General features: G+C 49.6%; 15 protein-coding genes. 6 read left to right on the top strand and 9 right to left on the bottom strand.

Annotated features, from left to right (window positions below; translation table 11 throughout):
• The first annotated feature begins 3 nt into the window (after nucleotides 1-3).
• Nucleotides 4-1,371, top strand: coding sequence for an ATP-binding protein (locus ACY0JR_RS03155; RefSeq protein WP_462632409.1), 1,368 nt, complete (start codon nucleotides 4-6; stop codon nucleotides 1,369-1,371).
• 79 nt (nucleotides 1,372-1,450) lie between these two features.
• Here ACY0JR_RS03155 and ACY0JR_RS03150 read toward each other — a convergent pair whose 3' ends face one another.
• The gene (locus ACY0JR_RS03150) at nucleotides 1,451-1,873 is read right to left on the bottom strand and encodes a response regulator (protein WP_462632408.1); all 423 of its coding nucleotides are present in this window, start codon (nucleotides 1,871-1,873) and stop codon (nucleotides 1,451-1,453) included.
• 314 nt (nucleotides 1,874-2,187) lie between these two features.
• Here ACY0JR_RS03150 and ACY0JR_RS03145 point away from each other — a divergent pair, with 314 nt between their 5' ends.
• The 4 genes from ACY0JR_RS03145 (at nucleotide 2,188) to ACY0JR_RS03130 (ending at nucleotide 4,799) form a co-directional block, all read left to right on the top strand.
• Nucleotides 2,188-2,592 (top strand): hypothetical protein, encoded by a 405-nt coding sequence (locus ACY0JR_RS03145; protein WP_462632407.1) that lies wholly within the window; start codon nucleotides 2,188-2,190, stop codon nucleotides 2,590-2,592.
• A gap of 333 nt (nucleotides 2,593-2,925) precedes the next feature.
• Nucleotides 2,926-3,099 (top strand): hypothetical protein, encoded by a 174-nt coding sequence (locus ACY0JR_RS03140; protein WP_462632406.1) that lies wholly within the window; start codon nucleotides 2,926-2,928, stop codon nucleotides 3,097-3,099.
• A gap of 605 nt (nucleotides 3,100-3,704) precedes the next feature.
• Entirely contained in the window at nucleotides 3,705-3,833 is a 129-nt protein-coding gene (locus ACY0JR_RS03135; protein WP_462632405.1) for a hypothetical protein, read from the top strand.
• 300 nt (nucleotides 3,834-4,133) lie between these two features.
• Nucleotides 4,134-4,799 (top strand): hypothetical protein, encoded by a 666-nt coding sequence (locus ACY0JR_RS03130; RefSeq protein ID WP_462632403.1) that lies wholly within the window; start codon nucleotides 4,134-4,136, stop codon nucleotides 4,797-4,799.
• A gap of 119 nt (nucleotides 4,800-4,918) precedes the next feature.
• On the opposite strand, the gene ACY0JR_RS03125 is transcribed toward ACY0JR_RS03130, so the two are convergent.
• From ACY0JR_RS03125 to ACY0JR_RS03110, 4 genes are all read right to left on the bottom strand, one after another.
• The gene (locus tag ACY0JR_RS03125; RefSeq protein ID WP_462632402.1) at nucleotides 4,919-5,443 is read right to left on the bottom strand and encodes a GyrI-like domain-containing protein; all 525 of its coding nucleotides are present in this window, start codon (nucleotides 5,441-5,443) and stop codon (nucleotides 4,919-4,921) included.
• Nucleotides 5,444-5,572: 129 nt separating this feature from the next.
• Complete coding sequence (locus tag ACY0JR_RS03120) at nucleotides 5,573-7,339, bottom strand: ABC transporter ATP-binding protein (protein ID WP_462632401.1); 1,767 nt, start codon at nucleotides 7,337-7,339, stop codon at nucleotides 5,573-5,575.
• 694 nt (nucleotides 7,340-8,033) lie between these two features.
• Nucleotides 8,034-8,828, bottom strand: a complete 795-nt coding sequence (gene truA / locus ACY0JR_RS03115) for a tRNA pseudouridine(38-40) synthase TruA (protein ID WP_462632400.1) — start codon at nucleotides 8,826-8,828, stop codon at nucleotides 8,034-8,036.
• Nucleotides 8,829-9,031: 203 nt separating this feature from the next.
• The gene (locus ACY0JR_RS03110; protein WP_462632399.1) at nucleotides 9,032-9,469 is read right to left on the bottom strand and encodes a hypothetical protein; all 438 of its coding nucleotides are present in this window, start codon (nucleotides 9,467-9,469) and stop codon (nucleotides 9,032-9,034) included.
• Between the two features lie 250 nt (nucleotides 9,470-9,719).
• On the opposite strand from ACY0JR_RS03110, the gene ACY0JR_RS03105 reads away from it, so the two are divergent.
• Complete coding sequence (locus ACY0JR_RS03105; RefSeq protein ID WP_462632398.1) at nucleotides 9,720-10,196, top strand: DUF4293 domain-containing protein; 477 nt, start codon at nucleotides 9,720-9,722, stop codon at nucleotides 10,194-10,196.
• A gap of 124 nt (nucleotides 10,197-10,320) precedes the next feature.
• On the opposite strand, the gene ACY0JR_RS03100 is transcribed toward ACY0JR_RS03105, so the two are convergent.
• The 4 genes from ACY0JR_RS03100 to ACY0JR_RS03085 all read right to left on the bottom strand — a co-directional run bounded on the left by ACY0JR_RS03100 (nucleotide 10,321) and on the right by ACY0JR_RS03085 (nucleotide 14,927).
• Nucleotides 10,321-11,007: a DUF4476 domain-containing protein gene (locus ACY0JR_RS03100; protein WP_462632396.1), complete on the bottom strand. Its 687-nt coding sequence runs from the start codon at nucleotides 11,005-11,007 to the stop codon at nucleotides 10,321-10,323.
• Nucleotides 11,008-11,159: 152 nt separating this feature from the next.
• Nucleotides 11,160-12,329 carry an AIR synthase related protein gene (locus ACY0JR_RS03095; protein ID WP_462632394.1) on the bottom strand — a complete coding sequence of 390 codons (1,170 nt, stop codon included), beginning with the start codon at nucleotides 12,327-12,329 and terminating at the stop codon, nucleotides 11,160-11,162.
• 162 nt (nucleotides 12,330-12,491) lie between these two features.
• Complete coding sequence (locus ACY0JR_RS03090) at nucleotides 12,492-14,420, bottom strand: OmpA family protein (RefSeq protein WP_462632393.1); 1,929 nt, start codon at nucleotides 14,418-14,420, stop codon at nucleotides 12,492-12,494.
• A 15-nt stretch (nucleotides 14,421-14,435) separates the two neighbouring features.
• A complete protein-coding gene (locus ACY0JR_RS03085; RefSeq protein ID WP_462632392.1) occupies nucleotides 14,436-14,927 on the bottom strand; it encodes a hypothetical protein in 492 nt (163 codons plus the stop codon).
• Nucleotides 14,928-15,172 lie beyond the last annotated feature (245 nt).

Here is a 15,172-nt window from a genome sequence, read left to right as displayed (position 1 = left end):
CCCATGAACCAACCTATTACCACTATTAAGTTGCAGAACGAGCTGGACGTTGTTTTGGCTTACAAACGAGCCATGCAGCTTTCTGAATTCTCAGGTTTGCCGGTTGCCTCTCAGACCAAATTCGCGACGGCGGTTTCTGAGATTTGCCGGAACGTTCTGGAGCACGTGGGCGAAGGCACCATCAGGTTCAGCATGCTGGAAAACAGGGGTCTTTTTTTGCTGGAAGCCTACGTAACCGACAGGGGCCGGGGTATTCCCAACGTGCAGGAACTGCTGGACCGCCGGTACTCTCCCCAGGCGGGAAGCAAAGGCCAGGGCATTTACAGTTCCCGCAAACTGGTAGACTACTTTTCATTAGAAAGCGATTTTGAGAAAGGAACCCGGGTACGGCTCCAGAAGCGCATTCCAGTGAACCATCCGCCCATCAACAAAGCCATTATTGAAGGCTGGGCAGACTACTTCAACACAGAATCTGAGATATCGCCTTACGCCGAGATAAAACGCCAGAACATGCAGCTCATAGAGCTCATGGAACAGCTGCGCGTGCGCACCATTGAGGCCGAATACCAGTTGCAGGAAATCCAGCACCTGAACCAGGAGCTCCAGACTTCCAACCAGGAGATAAACGCCCTGTTGCAGGAGCGGGAAACCAAAAACCAACAACTGGAGAAAGTGAACCGGACCTTAGATGAGTTTGCCCATACCGTAACCCATGACCTGAAAGCACCGCTGCAGAACATTCTGGGCCTTTCTGAGGCCGTGGTAGATTTCCTGGAGGAAGACAGCAAAGAGGAGGCCGTAGCGGTAATGCCTATGATTCAGCTCCAGATCAAACGCATGGACCTCCTCATCACAGATGTGTTAGCCTATTCCTTAACTGGTCGTCAGCAGATCCAGAAGAAACTGGTTGCGGTGCGCCAGTTGGTGTCTAACATCATAGCGGGGTTAACCGTACCAGCCAGCTTCCAGATTTTCATTGCCGATAACCTGCCCGTGCTCATGGCCGAAGAAATCTATTTGCAGCAGATTTTCGGGAATCTCCTCAGCAATGCCGTCAAGTATAATGATTTACCAACCGGCAAAATCTGGGTAAACGGGTTCCAGCGGAAAGGCTTCTGGGAATTTGTGGTAGAAGATAACGGACCAGGCATTGCGCCCGAAGCGCAGGAGAAAATCTTTGAGTTGTTTGAAACCAGCAGTGACGTAAACCACCCGGGCAGCACGGGCATTGGGCTGGCCATTGTAAGGAAAATCATGGAAGAGAAAGGCGGCCGCGTGTGGGTGCACTCAGAGGAACGGGGCACGGCTATGCATTTTACTTGGCCCATAGAAACTGATTCTGTGCCGTCTACGGCAAATCAGCTTATTTAAGCACTTAGTTACCCCCAATTATAACAGAAAAGGCACCGTACTACACGGCGCCTTTTTTGTTATAAGATAGTTCTGGATCTTACTTCTTTTGGTAATAATCGGTCATAATCTCTTTTACGTCACTTTCTGTGAGGGCTTTGGAGAAGTGCTTTTTCACAGAGCTGTAGCCCTTCAGACGCTCCAAGTCATAGAAACTGGCCGAAGAGGTTAACATCAGGATGATCATGCTGCCGTTCTCAGCCAGGGCGCGGTTATGGTATTCGTCCAGGAAGCTAAACCCATCCATCACCGGCATCTTGATGTCCAGGAAAATAAGATCTGGGTACGCGGTGCCCTCCTGCGCAGATTTCTGCAGGTATTCCAAGGCTTCGGCACCATTCTTTTTGACCAAAATCTCCTTGGCTACTCCCAACTTGGTCAACAAGCGCTTATTCACAAAATTGGTTGTATCATCATCGTCCACCAACATGATCAAATCCAACGGCGCAAACTGGGTTTTCATATGAATCCTTTTTATAGGGGGAAAGGCCAAATTGGCCGTATTTGTCTATGGTACAAATATAGCAGAAGTTTAGTCAATCTTTGATTAACTTAAGTTTATCAGGCTAAAAGGCAGAACCAAAGCCACTTCTACGCTTAGAGAGCCTTGACCGGCTTGCTTTGGACAAACCTGAATGACCAAATGCGGGCACATGAACGCAAGTTCCTGATCTTGCGTATGAGCAAAAAGGATTGACCCGCTCTAAGTACGGCCTTCCCCCTTTGTACAAAGACCCGGAGACACCCGTTTACTCGTACTTCTAACCTATAGAGAAAATGGCTATAAATCTTCAGCAGACCAGCGCACGGCTTAACTTCTACATGCGGATCAAGGAATTAGATGTGTACCAATTGAGTGTGCTTACCAAGACGCCTCCAGAAACCGTAGGCTGCATTCTTCAGGGCGAAGACTACTGCATGGATGACTTAGTAGAACTGCTGAAGCAACTGCCAGACCTGAATTCCCGTTGGGTGATTTACGGGGAGGGCAACGTTTTTAAGACCGAAGGAAAAGAGGGAGAAAACGTTCCGCCTGCGGGATTGAAGAAAGACCGGGCCGCGTACTTGGCCGAGATGCAGGCGCTGCTGCACCAATTGGAAGAGATTGAAAAGCAGAAGCAGCAGCAAAACAATCTGGACCACCTGCGCAGCAGAATCAGAGACTTAACCAAACATATTTAATAGTCGTTTTTGGCATCATTTTGGGATTTAAGGCCTAAAGCAAACGTACTTTTTACGGGTCTGTCAGCATCAAAAGCTCTGTAGTCAGTAACAGGAAATACTGCTGAAGTCCTTGAAGCGTTCTTTGATTACTGAGGCTTACTTTGCGGTTATGAATACTTCATGCAGCAGTGCAGCAGCCGTTTTTTGCCTGAATTTTCATTTTCATGCCTAGAATAAGTGCCCAGGTGCAACTAGACAAAAATACGCTTAAAGATAAATTTATTGTTAGTGACGTGTGTAGGTAGGGGTAACACCTTGTATTTCAATCTTTATAGTAGGAGGTATTATATCATGGGACAACACCGAAAACTAGAATTACCGAAAGAGTTGCATTACTGCAACCGCAACCGTTGGGGTTTTGAATCTACGCATAACCCACCGCTGGTGCTGCAACAAACCTTGCCACCGGTAGCTCCTCTGGCTGAGATCTATAACTTCTGCGGTTATACTTTCTCAGATAATTGAAAAGAAAACCAGGAACAGAGACCCAAGCACTAACTCACCGGTGCTTGGGTCTTTTTTTACCTACTTTTTTATTTCTACCCTATTTCCTTAGAGAGGATAGAATCAAGCGTCGCCTTTCTTTGGCTTTTTGCCACGAAGCAGTTTCCATTTACCAAGCAGTATTACATGATTACTTTGTAAGTGGCTTTGCAAGGTGAGCAAGCATGGTCACTCAACTTTTTGCTTACTCCTAAAAACAGGGAAAAGACCTCAGCTTATCATGAGCACCTGACTGCCCTTGCGTTAAACCGCACCTCCTCTCTGCCTCAATTTCCATCCAAGAAAAACCCTAAACCTAATTTCACCAAACAAGTATATAAATTTCACAAAGCTCATAATATAAGGTTTTTACATATTAAACTACCTTCGTCTTTACTGTAATAATACAATTTAATTACTTCTTTTTAATGTAACAAAGTATTTGTATTTCAGTATAACTACTCTACAACCTCTTAGGAAAGAGACCGTGAGTCATGACAGGAAAACTGAGGCAGATAAAATTGGAACTGTATAATCTTAGAACGAAGGCCAGAAACATATTTCAGCGTGGTTATGAAGACTTAACCATGCTGATTTACTACCATGACCTGAAAAACCAATTCCTGCTCCTGATCATCAACGCGAATAACTCTCTGCTGCTAGAGAAAGAAATTACCCGAGCTGAGGCGTTCCGAATCATGAACACCCGCAGCTAACAGAAACCGTACCCCTACACGGGGCTGATATATAATAGATAAGGCGCAAGCCAAGCATAAACGAAAGGACCAGCCGTAGAAAGCTGGTCCTTCTTTTTTTAGCCATCTTGTACAAATCCATTCTTTTGAAACTCAATCAGTAAGACGTAAAACAACAACTTATTACCTTTTAATAATAGTGAATCTCTTATATTTAGCCATAAAACAGGATTGAAAAAGTATAGCATACACAAGAGTAATCAATACATCTAATTCAATACTTAACCAATTTATACAACCTGCTCAACCTTTACCTCCTTCATGAAAAAATTAGTAGCCCTAGTGGCATTCTGCAGTACCTCTTTTTTAGTTAATGCCCAAGACTTTGGAAGAACCCTCATTTCTGGCTCTATCAGCTACTTCAACAACAAGTCAGAAATCAGTTCTGGAATTGAATATAAAAACAGTGGGTTTGGAGTACGACCTCAGGTTGGCTTTTTTGTAAGCCAACGGGTAGTACTGGGCATTTCGGCCGGATATGAATCTACTTTTTCACCACAGAGTTTGAATGTGATTGCGCCCATTGGCTATCCCACGAATATTATGGTTGATTATACCAGCCGCACCTTCAATATAGGTCCTTTTGTGCGTGCTTACAGACCACTAGGTGAGAAAGCTGCTTTTTTTGGCCAGATAAGTGCTTACTACAGCCACGGCAAGTCTGAATATGAGAGTTATTCGTTTATGAACTCTTCAGCAACAATTTCTAAAGGAGGAGGGGCTAGTATTGCACCGGGGTTTGTCTTTTTCCCTAGCAGAACCATTGGGCTAGAGTTCACCATGGGAAGTATTCGGTATTCTAAGATGAAATTACAGCAGGAGGGTTCTGAGGACTACAACAAGACCAGCAACTTCGGAGCAAATTTCGGCTTAAGCAGCGCATCTTTAGGTATCTCTCTGTACCTAGGCCGCACGACTGGTGAATAACTTTTACTACCAAGCAATCTAAAATGCAGCTACAAAAAGAGCCTCCAGAAATGTTTTCTGGAGGCTCTTTCACATACGTTTTAAGGCTCTTTTCGCTAAATCTATCCTAAAACAGATGTTTACTTTTTAGCCACATTCACTTCAATCACCGCAGGTTTACCTTCGGGGAAACGTTCCACGTAGAACTCCTGCAAGGTGAGCTTGTTTTCCTTTGCGTAATCAAAAAGCGCCCCGTAAATGCGTTTGGGCGCGATGGTGATGTTGGCGTCCAATTCGCCTCTCAGTACTGGTCTGCCTGCGGGTACGGTACGTACTGTAAAGCCTGTGGGCAAAGCTGCGGTGGAATCTTGCACGGCTACCCCAATAAAGGCTTTCACCGTTTTAGATTCTTTGCTGGGATTGTTGTAGTAAATGCCCGCAAAGTCGCCGGTGAGTTGCTTCTGCTCTACCGCTTTTCCAACCTGCTGGTAAATTTGGCCCAACTCTTCTGACTCTGTGCTGCCTTCATAATACTTCCCGGCAATAACCACCGGTGAGGAAACCGCTTGGGTCACTTTCACTTCGGCAAAGCCACCCATGTAAGTATATATGACCAATGCCACGCCAGCTATGATGGCCAGGAAAATCAAAAATTTCTTATTCATCTACGCTACTTACTTGTTGAGCTGCTTTCTGTAAAAGGCAAAGGTAATCCATTATCGGCAATGGTTCCGCTGCCCTTACTGAGGCTTTTTTAGAGCTGTTTTTCTGAAATGACTGCCAAAACGAGGTCTCTAGACAAAGTTCTTGTACTGCATTTCGTGCAACTGAGCGTAGTAACCGCCCGTCTGGATCAGTTCCTCATGGCGTCCGCTTTCCTTGATTTCGCCACGGTCCAGCACAATAATGTTGTCGGCTTTCTGGATGGTGGAGAGGCGGTGGGCAATCACGATGGAGGTACGGCCCTGCATCAACTGCCCGATGGCGAACTGAATCAGTTCCTCAGTTTCAGAGTCTACGCTGGAAGTAGCCTCGTCCAGGATGATAATTTTAGGGTTGTACACCATAGCGCGTACAAACGAAATCAGCTGTCGCTGCCCCACAGACAAGGTTGCCCCGCGTTCCATCACGTTGTAGTGCAGACCACCGGGCAAACGTTCAATGAACCTGTCGGCACCTACCAGACGGGCGGCTTCCCACATCTGGGCCTCAGTAATTTCTTTGTTGCCCAGGCTAATGTTGTCGGCAATGGTACCGGAAAACAGGAACACGTCCTGTAGCACCACGCCAATCTGCTGGCGTAGCACCTCCAGGTTGTACTCCTTCACATCATGGTCATCTACTTTAATGGTCCCTTTGTTTATCTCGTAGAAGCGACTGAGCAAGTTGATGATAGACGTTTTTCCGGCGCCCGTCGCGCCCACCAAGGCCACCGTCTGCCCCGGATGCACCGCAAAAGAAACGCCTTTGAGCACCCAGTCCTCGTCATTGTAAGCAAACCACACGTTCTCAAACTTCACCGCACCTTTCACTTCTTTGGGAGCGTAGGTACCGGAGTCTGAAATCATCTCCTTGCTTTCCAGCAACCGCATAATGCGTTCCGAACTCACCACCCCCAACTGCAGCGTATTGAACCTATCGGCAATTTGCCGGATTGGCCGGAAGAACATTCCTATGTACATGATAAAGGCGATGAGCGACCCCAGCGTAACCGTATCCTGAATAACGCCTTTGGCTCCGTACCACACCAAGAGACCTGTTCCGGCCGCGCCGATGACCTCGGCCACTGGGAAGTAGATGGAGTAGTACAACACCGACTTGATGTTCGCGCGGGTGTGTTCTTTGTTGATGGCCTGGAACTTCTTCATCTCGCGCTCCTCATTGTTGAAGATCTGCACCACCATCATGCCCGTGATATGCTCCTGCACAAACGCGTTCAGTTTAGCCACCGCACCCCGCACCTCCTGGAACGAGGCTTTCACTTTCTCCTTGAAAATATAGGTACTAATAATAAGCAGCGGAAACATGGAAAGGCTCACCAAGGTAAGTTTCCAGTCAATCCAGAACATGTAGATCAGGATGAAGATAAGCTGCAGCACATCGCCAATCATGGCAGCCAGCCCCTCAGAAAACACGTCTGACAGGGTTTCCACGTCGCTCACGTTGCGAGTTACCAACGTGCCGATGGGCGTACGGTCATAGAACTTAAGCCGAAGCTTGAGGATGTGTTCGTACAGTTTCACCCGGATGTCCCGTACCACGTACTGGCCCAGCCAGCCCGCAAAGTACGTGTGGAAGTAAGACACCGCCGTATGCGCTACCAGCAGCACAATGAGCCACAGAAACATGCGGTTCACCCCCTGCCAGTTGTACTGCAGAATCTGCTTATCTACCATTTCCTGGATGAGGAACGGTCTAACGGTAGCCAGAATCGCTGAGGCGACGGTTAAAAAAATCACCAGATAAAATACCTTCTGGTACGGTTTTACAAACCGGAATATCTTGCGCAGCACTTCCCAGTCAAACGCACTTCCGGTTTTGCTGCCTCCTATTTCACTCATGGATTGATGTGTCTGTAGTATGATAAACGTGCCGCTTCGTTCCTGCTAACGTAGAACAGGCAGAAGCAGGTGCAGCACCCACCCCGGTTAAAGCGTTTGGCCCCTCTTTTCCAGAAAAAGCCCTAAAAAGAACGTACGCTTTCCACCACAAAAGTACGCAATAAACCACGGAATAATCAGACGATTCTCCGGCCCCTGTTATTGTCACAAACACCCGCAAGTTTAGAGACGCGATGAGGCTCTCGCCTCACGGATTTGCAAACTTCCGGACATGGTAGGTCCAAGTCACAGACTTGAACCATGTACAGAACAGAAAGGAACGCGTGTGATCAGCAGGTGTAAACATCCCCCTTCGCCCCCTTCAAAGGGAAAGTCTCTGCTTTAGAGGGCAGATTTTCTTCACTAGAGATAGCAATGCGTACTAGAGACAAGGCAGTGCCTAGTCTCTACGATATCTGATAACGTCTTCTGCTACTTTCCCCTTTCCAGTCTTTCCCAAGCGCGCCTCGCTTTCGGCCCTGCAAAGGCAAGACTAAGCGCAAAGGACACATCAGGCCGAAAGGGCAGTGCGCGAGGGGAAGACGGGGCCTCGCGGCCGTGAGCGCACGGAGGGCAGCCATGCAACAACAAAGCATAAGGGCACCGCATTAACCACTCGCCACGCCAGCAACAGGCAAACCCCATGCACAAAACTCTACTCTTCCATAGCCGCTTTCACCGCCTGCTCAAAAAGCACCTTCTGCTCTGCAAAATACCCCTCCGGATATTCTACCCGATGCAAAAACAAGCCCTGCGCGGGAGCAGCCCCACTCGCCAAGCTTCGGTCTTGCCGTTCAATCAACTCCCTGAACTGCGCCACGGTCAGCTTTCCTTTGCCCACGTCCAACAGCGTACCCACTACCAACCGCACCATGCCGCGCAAAAACCGGTTGGCTTTGATGGTGAAGAGCAGTTCATCCCCTTCTTCCTGCCACTGGGCCTGGGTAATGGTGCAGCGGTAATGCTTGGTGTCACCTTTTACTTTAGAGAAAGTGGTAAAATCTTCCAGTTGCAGCAAGGCTTGGGCGGCCTCGTTCATCTTTGCAACATCGGGCTTTCTGGAAAGATGGTAGGCGTACCGGACCAAAAACGGGTTCTTCTGCAACGTAACCCGGTATTCATAGGTGCGGCTAATGGCATCAAAACGGGTGTGCGCCTCGGGCCCGACCGGCAGCACCTGCCCTACTGAAATGTCGGATGGTAGAAGACGATTGAGCTTGTATTGAATTTCTTCCGGCTGAACTGCTTGGGGTAAGTCTACGTGCACCCACTGCTGGGTAGCGTGTACGCCCGTATCGGTGCGGCCGCTGCCTACCGTCTCTACCTGGGGTAACCGGAACACCTTGCGTAGGCTGTCATCCAGCACTTCCTGCACGGTCAATGCATTGGGTTGCGTCTGCCAGCCGTGGAACCTGGTGCCGTCATACGCCACTTCTAAAAAATACCGCATACCGCAAAGATACGCAAATACGCCCTGAGTCTCGGGCTCTGCCCCCTTCCCCAGGAGAAAGCAAACCTATTTTGCGGCCTTTTTACAGAAATCAGCCTTAAAATAAGCTTCTACCTTCCTCTGAACACCATCCGCACAAAAAAAACGGCCCCTTAGAAAGAGGCCGCTCTGGCTGACGGATGGATTATGTTTTAAGGCACTTTTTACAGACTCACCAAAGAAACCGAACTTCTCTGCGACTGCCAGGCTGCTTGCCGTTGGTCACGCTTCCGCTCATAGCGTTCCTGCAACTGCTGTCTGTCCTGCTCGTACTCGGCTTTCAGGTGGGCTACTTCCTGCTCAAAACCAGAAGCGTTAGACTTCGCATACTTATCATGTAGCTTGTGCTGGCGGCGGTTATATTCTTCTTTCAGGTTGATTTGGTCGCGTTCGTATTTTCCCTTGGCTTTCGCGGTTTCCTGCTGGTAAGCAGCATCTTGGCGGGCAGCCTTGGCTAGTGCTTTGGCGCGTTGCTTTTCTGCTTTGGAAGCTTGTTTCATACGGGCTTCCATCACCGGGTTCTTTTCCATCGGCTGCGCCGAAGCTACTTCATTCCCCCACAACACCAAACTCACCAAACTGAACAGGACCAATCGTTTCATATTTCAGGCTTTTGTATTTACCATTGCTTTTGCAACGTTTGTGCCAAAACAGGCAGAAAACCCATCTCTTGTTTTAATATTTTATAAGCTACTGATACTCTGATTCCCTAAATTCTACCTTTGGCGTATGTTACCTTCGCTGAAGAAAAGAGCGCGTGTCAGAAGAGAGATGCTATGATTCTGGGGCGTCCCTTATCTGATTAACAAGTTTTGTGTAGTTTTGCAGTAAAACCGAAACCAAACCAAATTTATGATACAGAGAGTCCAGAGCGTTTTCCTGTTGCTGATTGTGATTGCCATGGTGGCCATGTTCTTTTTGCCTATCTGGGCAAAAACCAATCCCGCCAATGGTCAGGAATATGCCTTAACCGCTTTTTCATTAGCACCCGTAAACGGAGGGGCAGACGCTGCCTCCAAGAGCACCATCTTCATCGCTATTCTGGCTGGTGTGGCCGCGTTGATTGCGTTATATGAAATTTTCCAGTACAAGAGCCGCCTTACCCAAATGAAACTGGGCTTGCTGAACTCCTTGGTAATGGCCGCTCTCATGGGTTGCGCTTTCTATTTTTCTTCTTACGTGGGCGAAGACATGGTTAAAACCCAAACCCAGGGCGAATACCTTTCTGGTTTCTACTTACCGGCTTTCGGTTTATTAATGAACGTATTGGCCAACCGCTTTATCAAGCGCGATGAAGACTTGGTGCGTTCTATGGACCGCCTGCGTTAGAACCTGATCACCTTTCAAGAAAGAGGCTCCGCTTGTATAAGCGGAGCCTCTTTTGGTTTACGGGCCTTCTCCCGAACGGGAAAACTTCCACTTTGCTTTACCCCCCTTTCTGCCTAATACCACGCTATTGCTTATAGAGAAAGTCTTGCAACTCACGTTTACTGCTGCTGAACTCCAGGGCATCCAGCACACGGCTGAACCGCTGGCGGTCACACACATACTCATACGCGAATTTGGCCAGTTGCACTCTGCGATCTTCAAAACTGAGCGCTTTCATGAGCAAATACAGGTCTTCGGTCATGAGGCCTCCGGCCAGTTTTATTTCACCCTTAGCGATTTCCAGCCTTCGGTCGTCAAAGCCTTCTTCCTTCATGAACCGCAACACCCGGTCTACATCGGGCTTTTCCATCACGTAGCGGCAGATGTCATTTCCGGGAGCAGGCGGCGCGGGCTGGGACAACGGCACATCCTCCACTTTGCGTAACACCAACGGGAAAGCCCGGCCCGGCACGGTGGGCGCCAACACGTACACACTCTCAAAACCATGCTGCAAGATCACCTCAGCGGTAATGTTCTGGGCCCTCCGGCTTCTGCCCAACACCCGCACGTGCAGGATATGCCGGCCTGCGGGTAAATCACTTACCGCTACCCTAGCATACGGCACCGGATTGATCAATTTACCACCAATGGTCAAATGGAAATACTCGCCACGCTGGGTTTCCACTAGCAGGGCGGCGTCTAAGTTAGGCTGGGCGTGCAAAGCTTCCACCAGGCAGAGCAAAAGAAAAGGCAGAAAGTAGAGACGTTTCATAGTAGTAGTGATTTAGAGACACAAAGGCCTGAATCCAATAGTGTGCCAAACCTATATAGCAAAAAGAAATCCTTTCCGGTTAGAGACTGTTTTCAGGAAAACAACCCCTAACCGGAAAGGATTTCTTTTTATGCGTTCTGTTATTTGGAGGCTTATCCCTCGTAATGATATTGGCCGTACGGACTCTGGATGGTGAGTTCGTTCTTCTCGCTGGCCTCTACCCGGCCAATTACCTGCGCCTCCAGGTTGAAAGATTGACTGATACTAATCAAATCCTGCGCAATGGCTTCGGGCACGTACAGTTCCAGGCGGTGGCCCATGTTGAAGACTTTGTACATTTCCTGCCAACTAGTGTTGCTCTGCTCCTGAATAAGCCGGAACAGCGGTGGCACTGGCAATAAGTTGTCTTTGATGATGTGTACCTTCTCCGTGAAATGCAGCACCTTGGTTTGCGCCCCTCCGCTGCAATGCACCATGCCGTGCAACTGGCTTCTGTAATCTTTCAAAATGGCCTGTACCAACGGCGCATAGGTTCTGGTGGGCGACAACACCAGTTTGCCCACGGTTAAGCTAGTTTCCTCGTTCACATCGGTTAGGTTGCAAGAGCCAGAGTACACCAAGTCAGAAGGTACGGCCGGGTCAAAGCTCTCTGGGTAATTCTTGGCCAAGTAATTGGCGAACACATCATGGCGGGCCGAAGTGAGGCCGTTGCTGCCCATGCCGCCGTTGTACTCGGTTTCGTAGGTGGTTTGGCCATAGGACGAGAAACCCACAATCACATCGCCGGGCTGAATGGTATGGTTGGAGATCACGTCAGAGCGTTTCATTCGGGCCGTGACGGTGCTGTCCACAATGATGGTGCGTACCAGGTCGCCTACATCGGCGGTCTCGCCGCCGGTGCTGTAAATGCCAATGCCGTTGTCGCGGAGCATTTGCAGAACTTCCTCGGTACCGTTAATGATGGCGGCAATCACCTCACCGGGCACCAGGTTCTTGTTCCGGCCAATGGTGGAAGACAGCAGAATGTTATCGGTAGCGCCTACGCAGAGCAAATCATCAGTATTCATCACGATGGCGTCTTGGGCAATACCTTTCCAGACGGAAAGATCACCGGTTTCGCGCCAGTAAAGGTAGGCCAACGCAGATTTGGTGCCGGCGCCATCGGCGTGCATGATGTTGCAGAACTCGGGGTCACCCACCAACAGGTCTGGAATGATTTTGCAAAACGCTTTCGGAAACAAGCCTTTGTCTATGTTCTTAATGGCGTTGTGCACATCTTCTTTAGAGGCGGAGACGCCGCGCTGCAAATACCGGTTTTCCATGGTGGTAGTGATTGAGGTAAAAAGCCGTTTGGGGCTTCGTTTTACAAAAACAGCCCTAAAACATAGTGCTGCCCATTGCAGGGCAAAAATAAGAAAGCCTCCCGGTTATGAGAGGCTTTTCTTTTGGTATTTCAAATTGAGTAGTAATCGCCAGCTGTTCACTTATGGCTGTTCGTCAATGCGGGTTACCGTGAACTCAGTGCGGCGGTTGCGTTGATGCTGGGCCTCGGTGCGGGCGTTACGTACCACTGGTCTGGACTCGCCGTAACCACGGGCCGTAATGCGTTTGGCATCTATGCCTTTGGAGATGATGTAGTCCACGGCACTCTGGGCCCGGCGTTGCGACAGGTCCTGGTTGTAGATATCTACGCCCCTGCTGTCTGTATGCGAACTCAGCTCAATGGTAATAGCCGGGTTATCTCTTAGCGTCTGCACCAATTTGTCCAGCTCCACGGCCGCATCTGGCCGGATATCGGCTTTGTCATAGTCATAGAAGATATTCTCTACCACAATGGCTCTGTTGCGCACAATCTTGGAAAGCGTGAGCGTGGTTGTCAAACGGATGTCGGTGACTGGCTGCGTTAATTCGCTTTGCGGCGGCGTTTTGCCTTGGGTAACTACGGGCTGACGGGCCGCAAAGTAGCCGGTTCGCTCCGCAATCACAGAATACACGCTGGCAGAATCCAGTTTGAAGGTGAAGTTTCCGCGGGCATCGGCGGTGGCTTCGGTGACTTTCACACCTTCGGCATTCTGCAGGGTAACCCGCACGTTCGCCATGGGCGTGGTAGTGTTGGTGGTTTCGTTGCGCTCCAGCACGCGGCCGTCTACGAAGAAGTTAACCAGCTTAGGCTGGCGTTTCACGAAGGAATAGATATCATCGCCGCCCTGGCCACCGGCGCGGTTAGAGGCAAAAAAGCCCTGGTCTTCGCCAGTAAGCAGGATAGAGAAATCATCGCCTACGGAGTTGATGGGCGTACCCATGTTAATCACTGAATCTCCGCTGATGCGGAAGACATCCAAGCCGCCTAAGCCCGGGTGACCGTCTGAGGCAATGTACAAGGTGCTGTCTGCCGCCACGTACGGGAAGGACTCATTCCCCGGCGTGTTGATGGTAGGGCCCAGGTTCACCGGACGGGAGAAACGCCCGCCGGCATCTAAGGTGGTCATCCAGATATCGCGGCCGCCTTGCCCGCCCCGGCGGTCAGAGGAAAAGTACAACGTGCGACCATCTGGCGAGAACGCGGGCGAAGAATCCCAGGCTACCGGGTCATTGAAACTGGCCAGACGTGGCTCTGACCATTCTCCGGTTTTGTATTGCGAAATGTACAGGTCCACGTTGGCGGTTCCGCTCTTCTTGCCAGTGTTGCTTCTAGCAAAGACCATGGTACGACCCTCGTTAGTGAAAGCGGGAGAAGCATCGTGCACTTCCGGGGCATTTAAAGCCGCCGCAAAAGGCCTTACCGAAGGAGCAGCGACCATTCCGGTATCGGCTACGGGCACCACGTACAGATTCAGGAAGCCTTCGCCGTTGCCTTTGTACTTGATATCTTCACGGGTGGACGAGAAAATGACCTCGTTGTTCAGGATTACGGGCGAAAACTCAGAAGCAGCGGTGTTGGCAGCGGGAACCGGCCGTACAATCTTGTAAGTAGGCGTATTGATGATGCTGGCTACCTGCTTCAGGTTGTTCACCTCCTGCTGCGCCAGTTTGATGAACGTCTTGTTAGAGGCCACCGCCAGGTAGCTTTGCAACTGGGTGGCGGCTTCTTCGTATTTGCCGTTCGCCTTGAGCGCCATGCCATACCGGAACATGGTTTCCTCGGTTTTGCGGGCGTCTAGGGCGGCTTTGTAGAACTCTTCGGCCTGCGGCAGACGGTTAGAGAGCCGGTACGCCTCGGCTAACTTGAAGTTCACCTCTGCCCCGGTCCGGCCTTTTTTCAAAGCGGCCTGGTAGTGCTCTATGGCGGGCTGGTATTCTTCTTTGCCGAAGCTTTTGTTGCCTTTTTGCACGGAGCTCTGGAAAGGCCCGCAAGCCGCCACTGCCAAAGACAAGGCCACTCCTAGTACAAGGGTTCTGTTCTGTCGCATCATGTGCATTTACACGTGTTATTGGCTCTGAAAGTACCGAGCCAGCCAAGTATCTTTTGCCGGTTTGGGCCACTGTTGCTGGAGCGCCCCCACCGTGGGTATCAAGGTATCAAAATAAAGCGAATCAGGCGATAATGTTCCGGCCGCAACCTCGGCTTTTATCTTCGCCATGGGCACTAACTGCACCCTGTCTTCCTGGCTGAACGCCAACTGGGTACGGTCAAATAATTGAACGTTAAAATCCTGCTCTAATTGCCTTATGAAAGCGACTGATTTATCTATGGAACACCCACTGGCCGAGGCCACTTCTTCATTGGTGGCCAGAAACAGAAAGTGGCGTTCCTTGATGGTAAAAGATGCCTGCAAATCGCGGCCGTGGCTACTCCACTCCGTTACGAAATCCTGCAACAGCTGGTTCATGCGTGCCTCCTCCTCTAAGGTAAGCGGACGGTTGATCTGGTACACCCACAGCCGGCTATACGGCGGCAATTGTTCAAAAGGAACGTACATTTTGGTAATCTGCTAATATGGTAATGTGCTGATGTGCTAATTACTCCATACGTTAAGAACGGCACGAAAGCACATCTGGTAATCTGCGTTTAGAGGCTGTTTTCTGAAATTCAGGCCAAAAACACATTGCTTCCTCACTCTATCTATGCCCTCTACACATGCCGCAAGTTTATAACTTGTGGCTTTCATGATGGAAGTTTGTAACTTCCGAATCTCTCTTGTGGAATACGCAAGTTGCAAACTTG

It is taken from the genome of Rufibacter sp. JT3400010, assembly GCF_054956755.1.
This window is presented reverse-complemented; position numbering and strand designations above follow the sequence as displayed.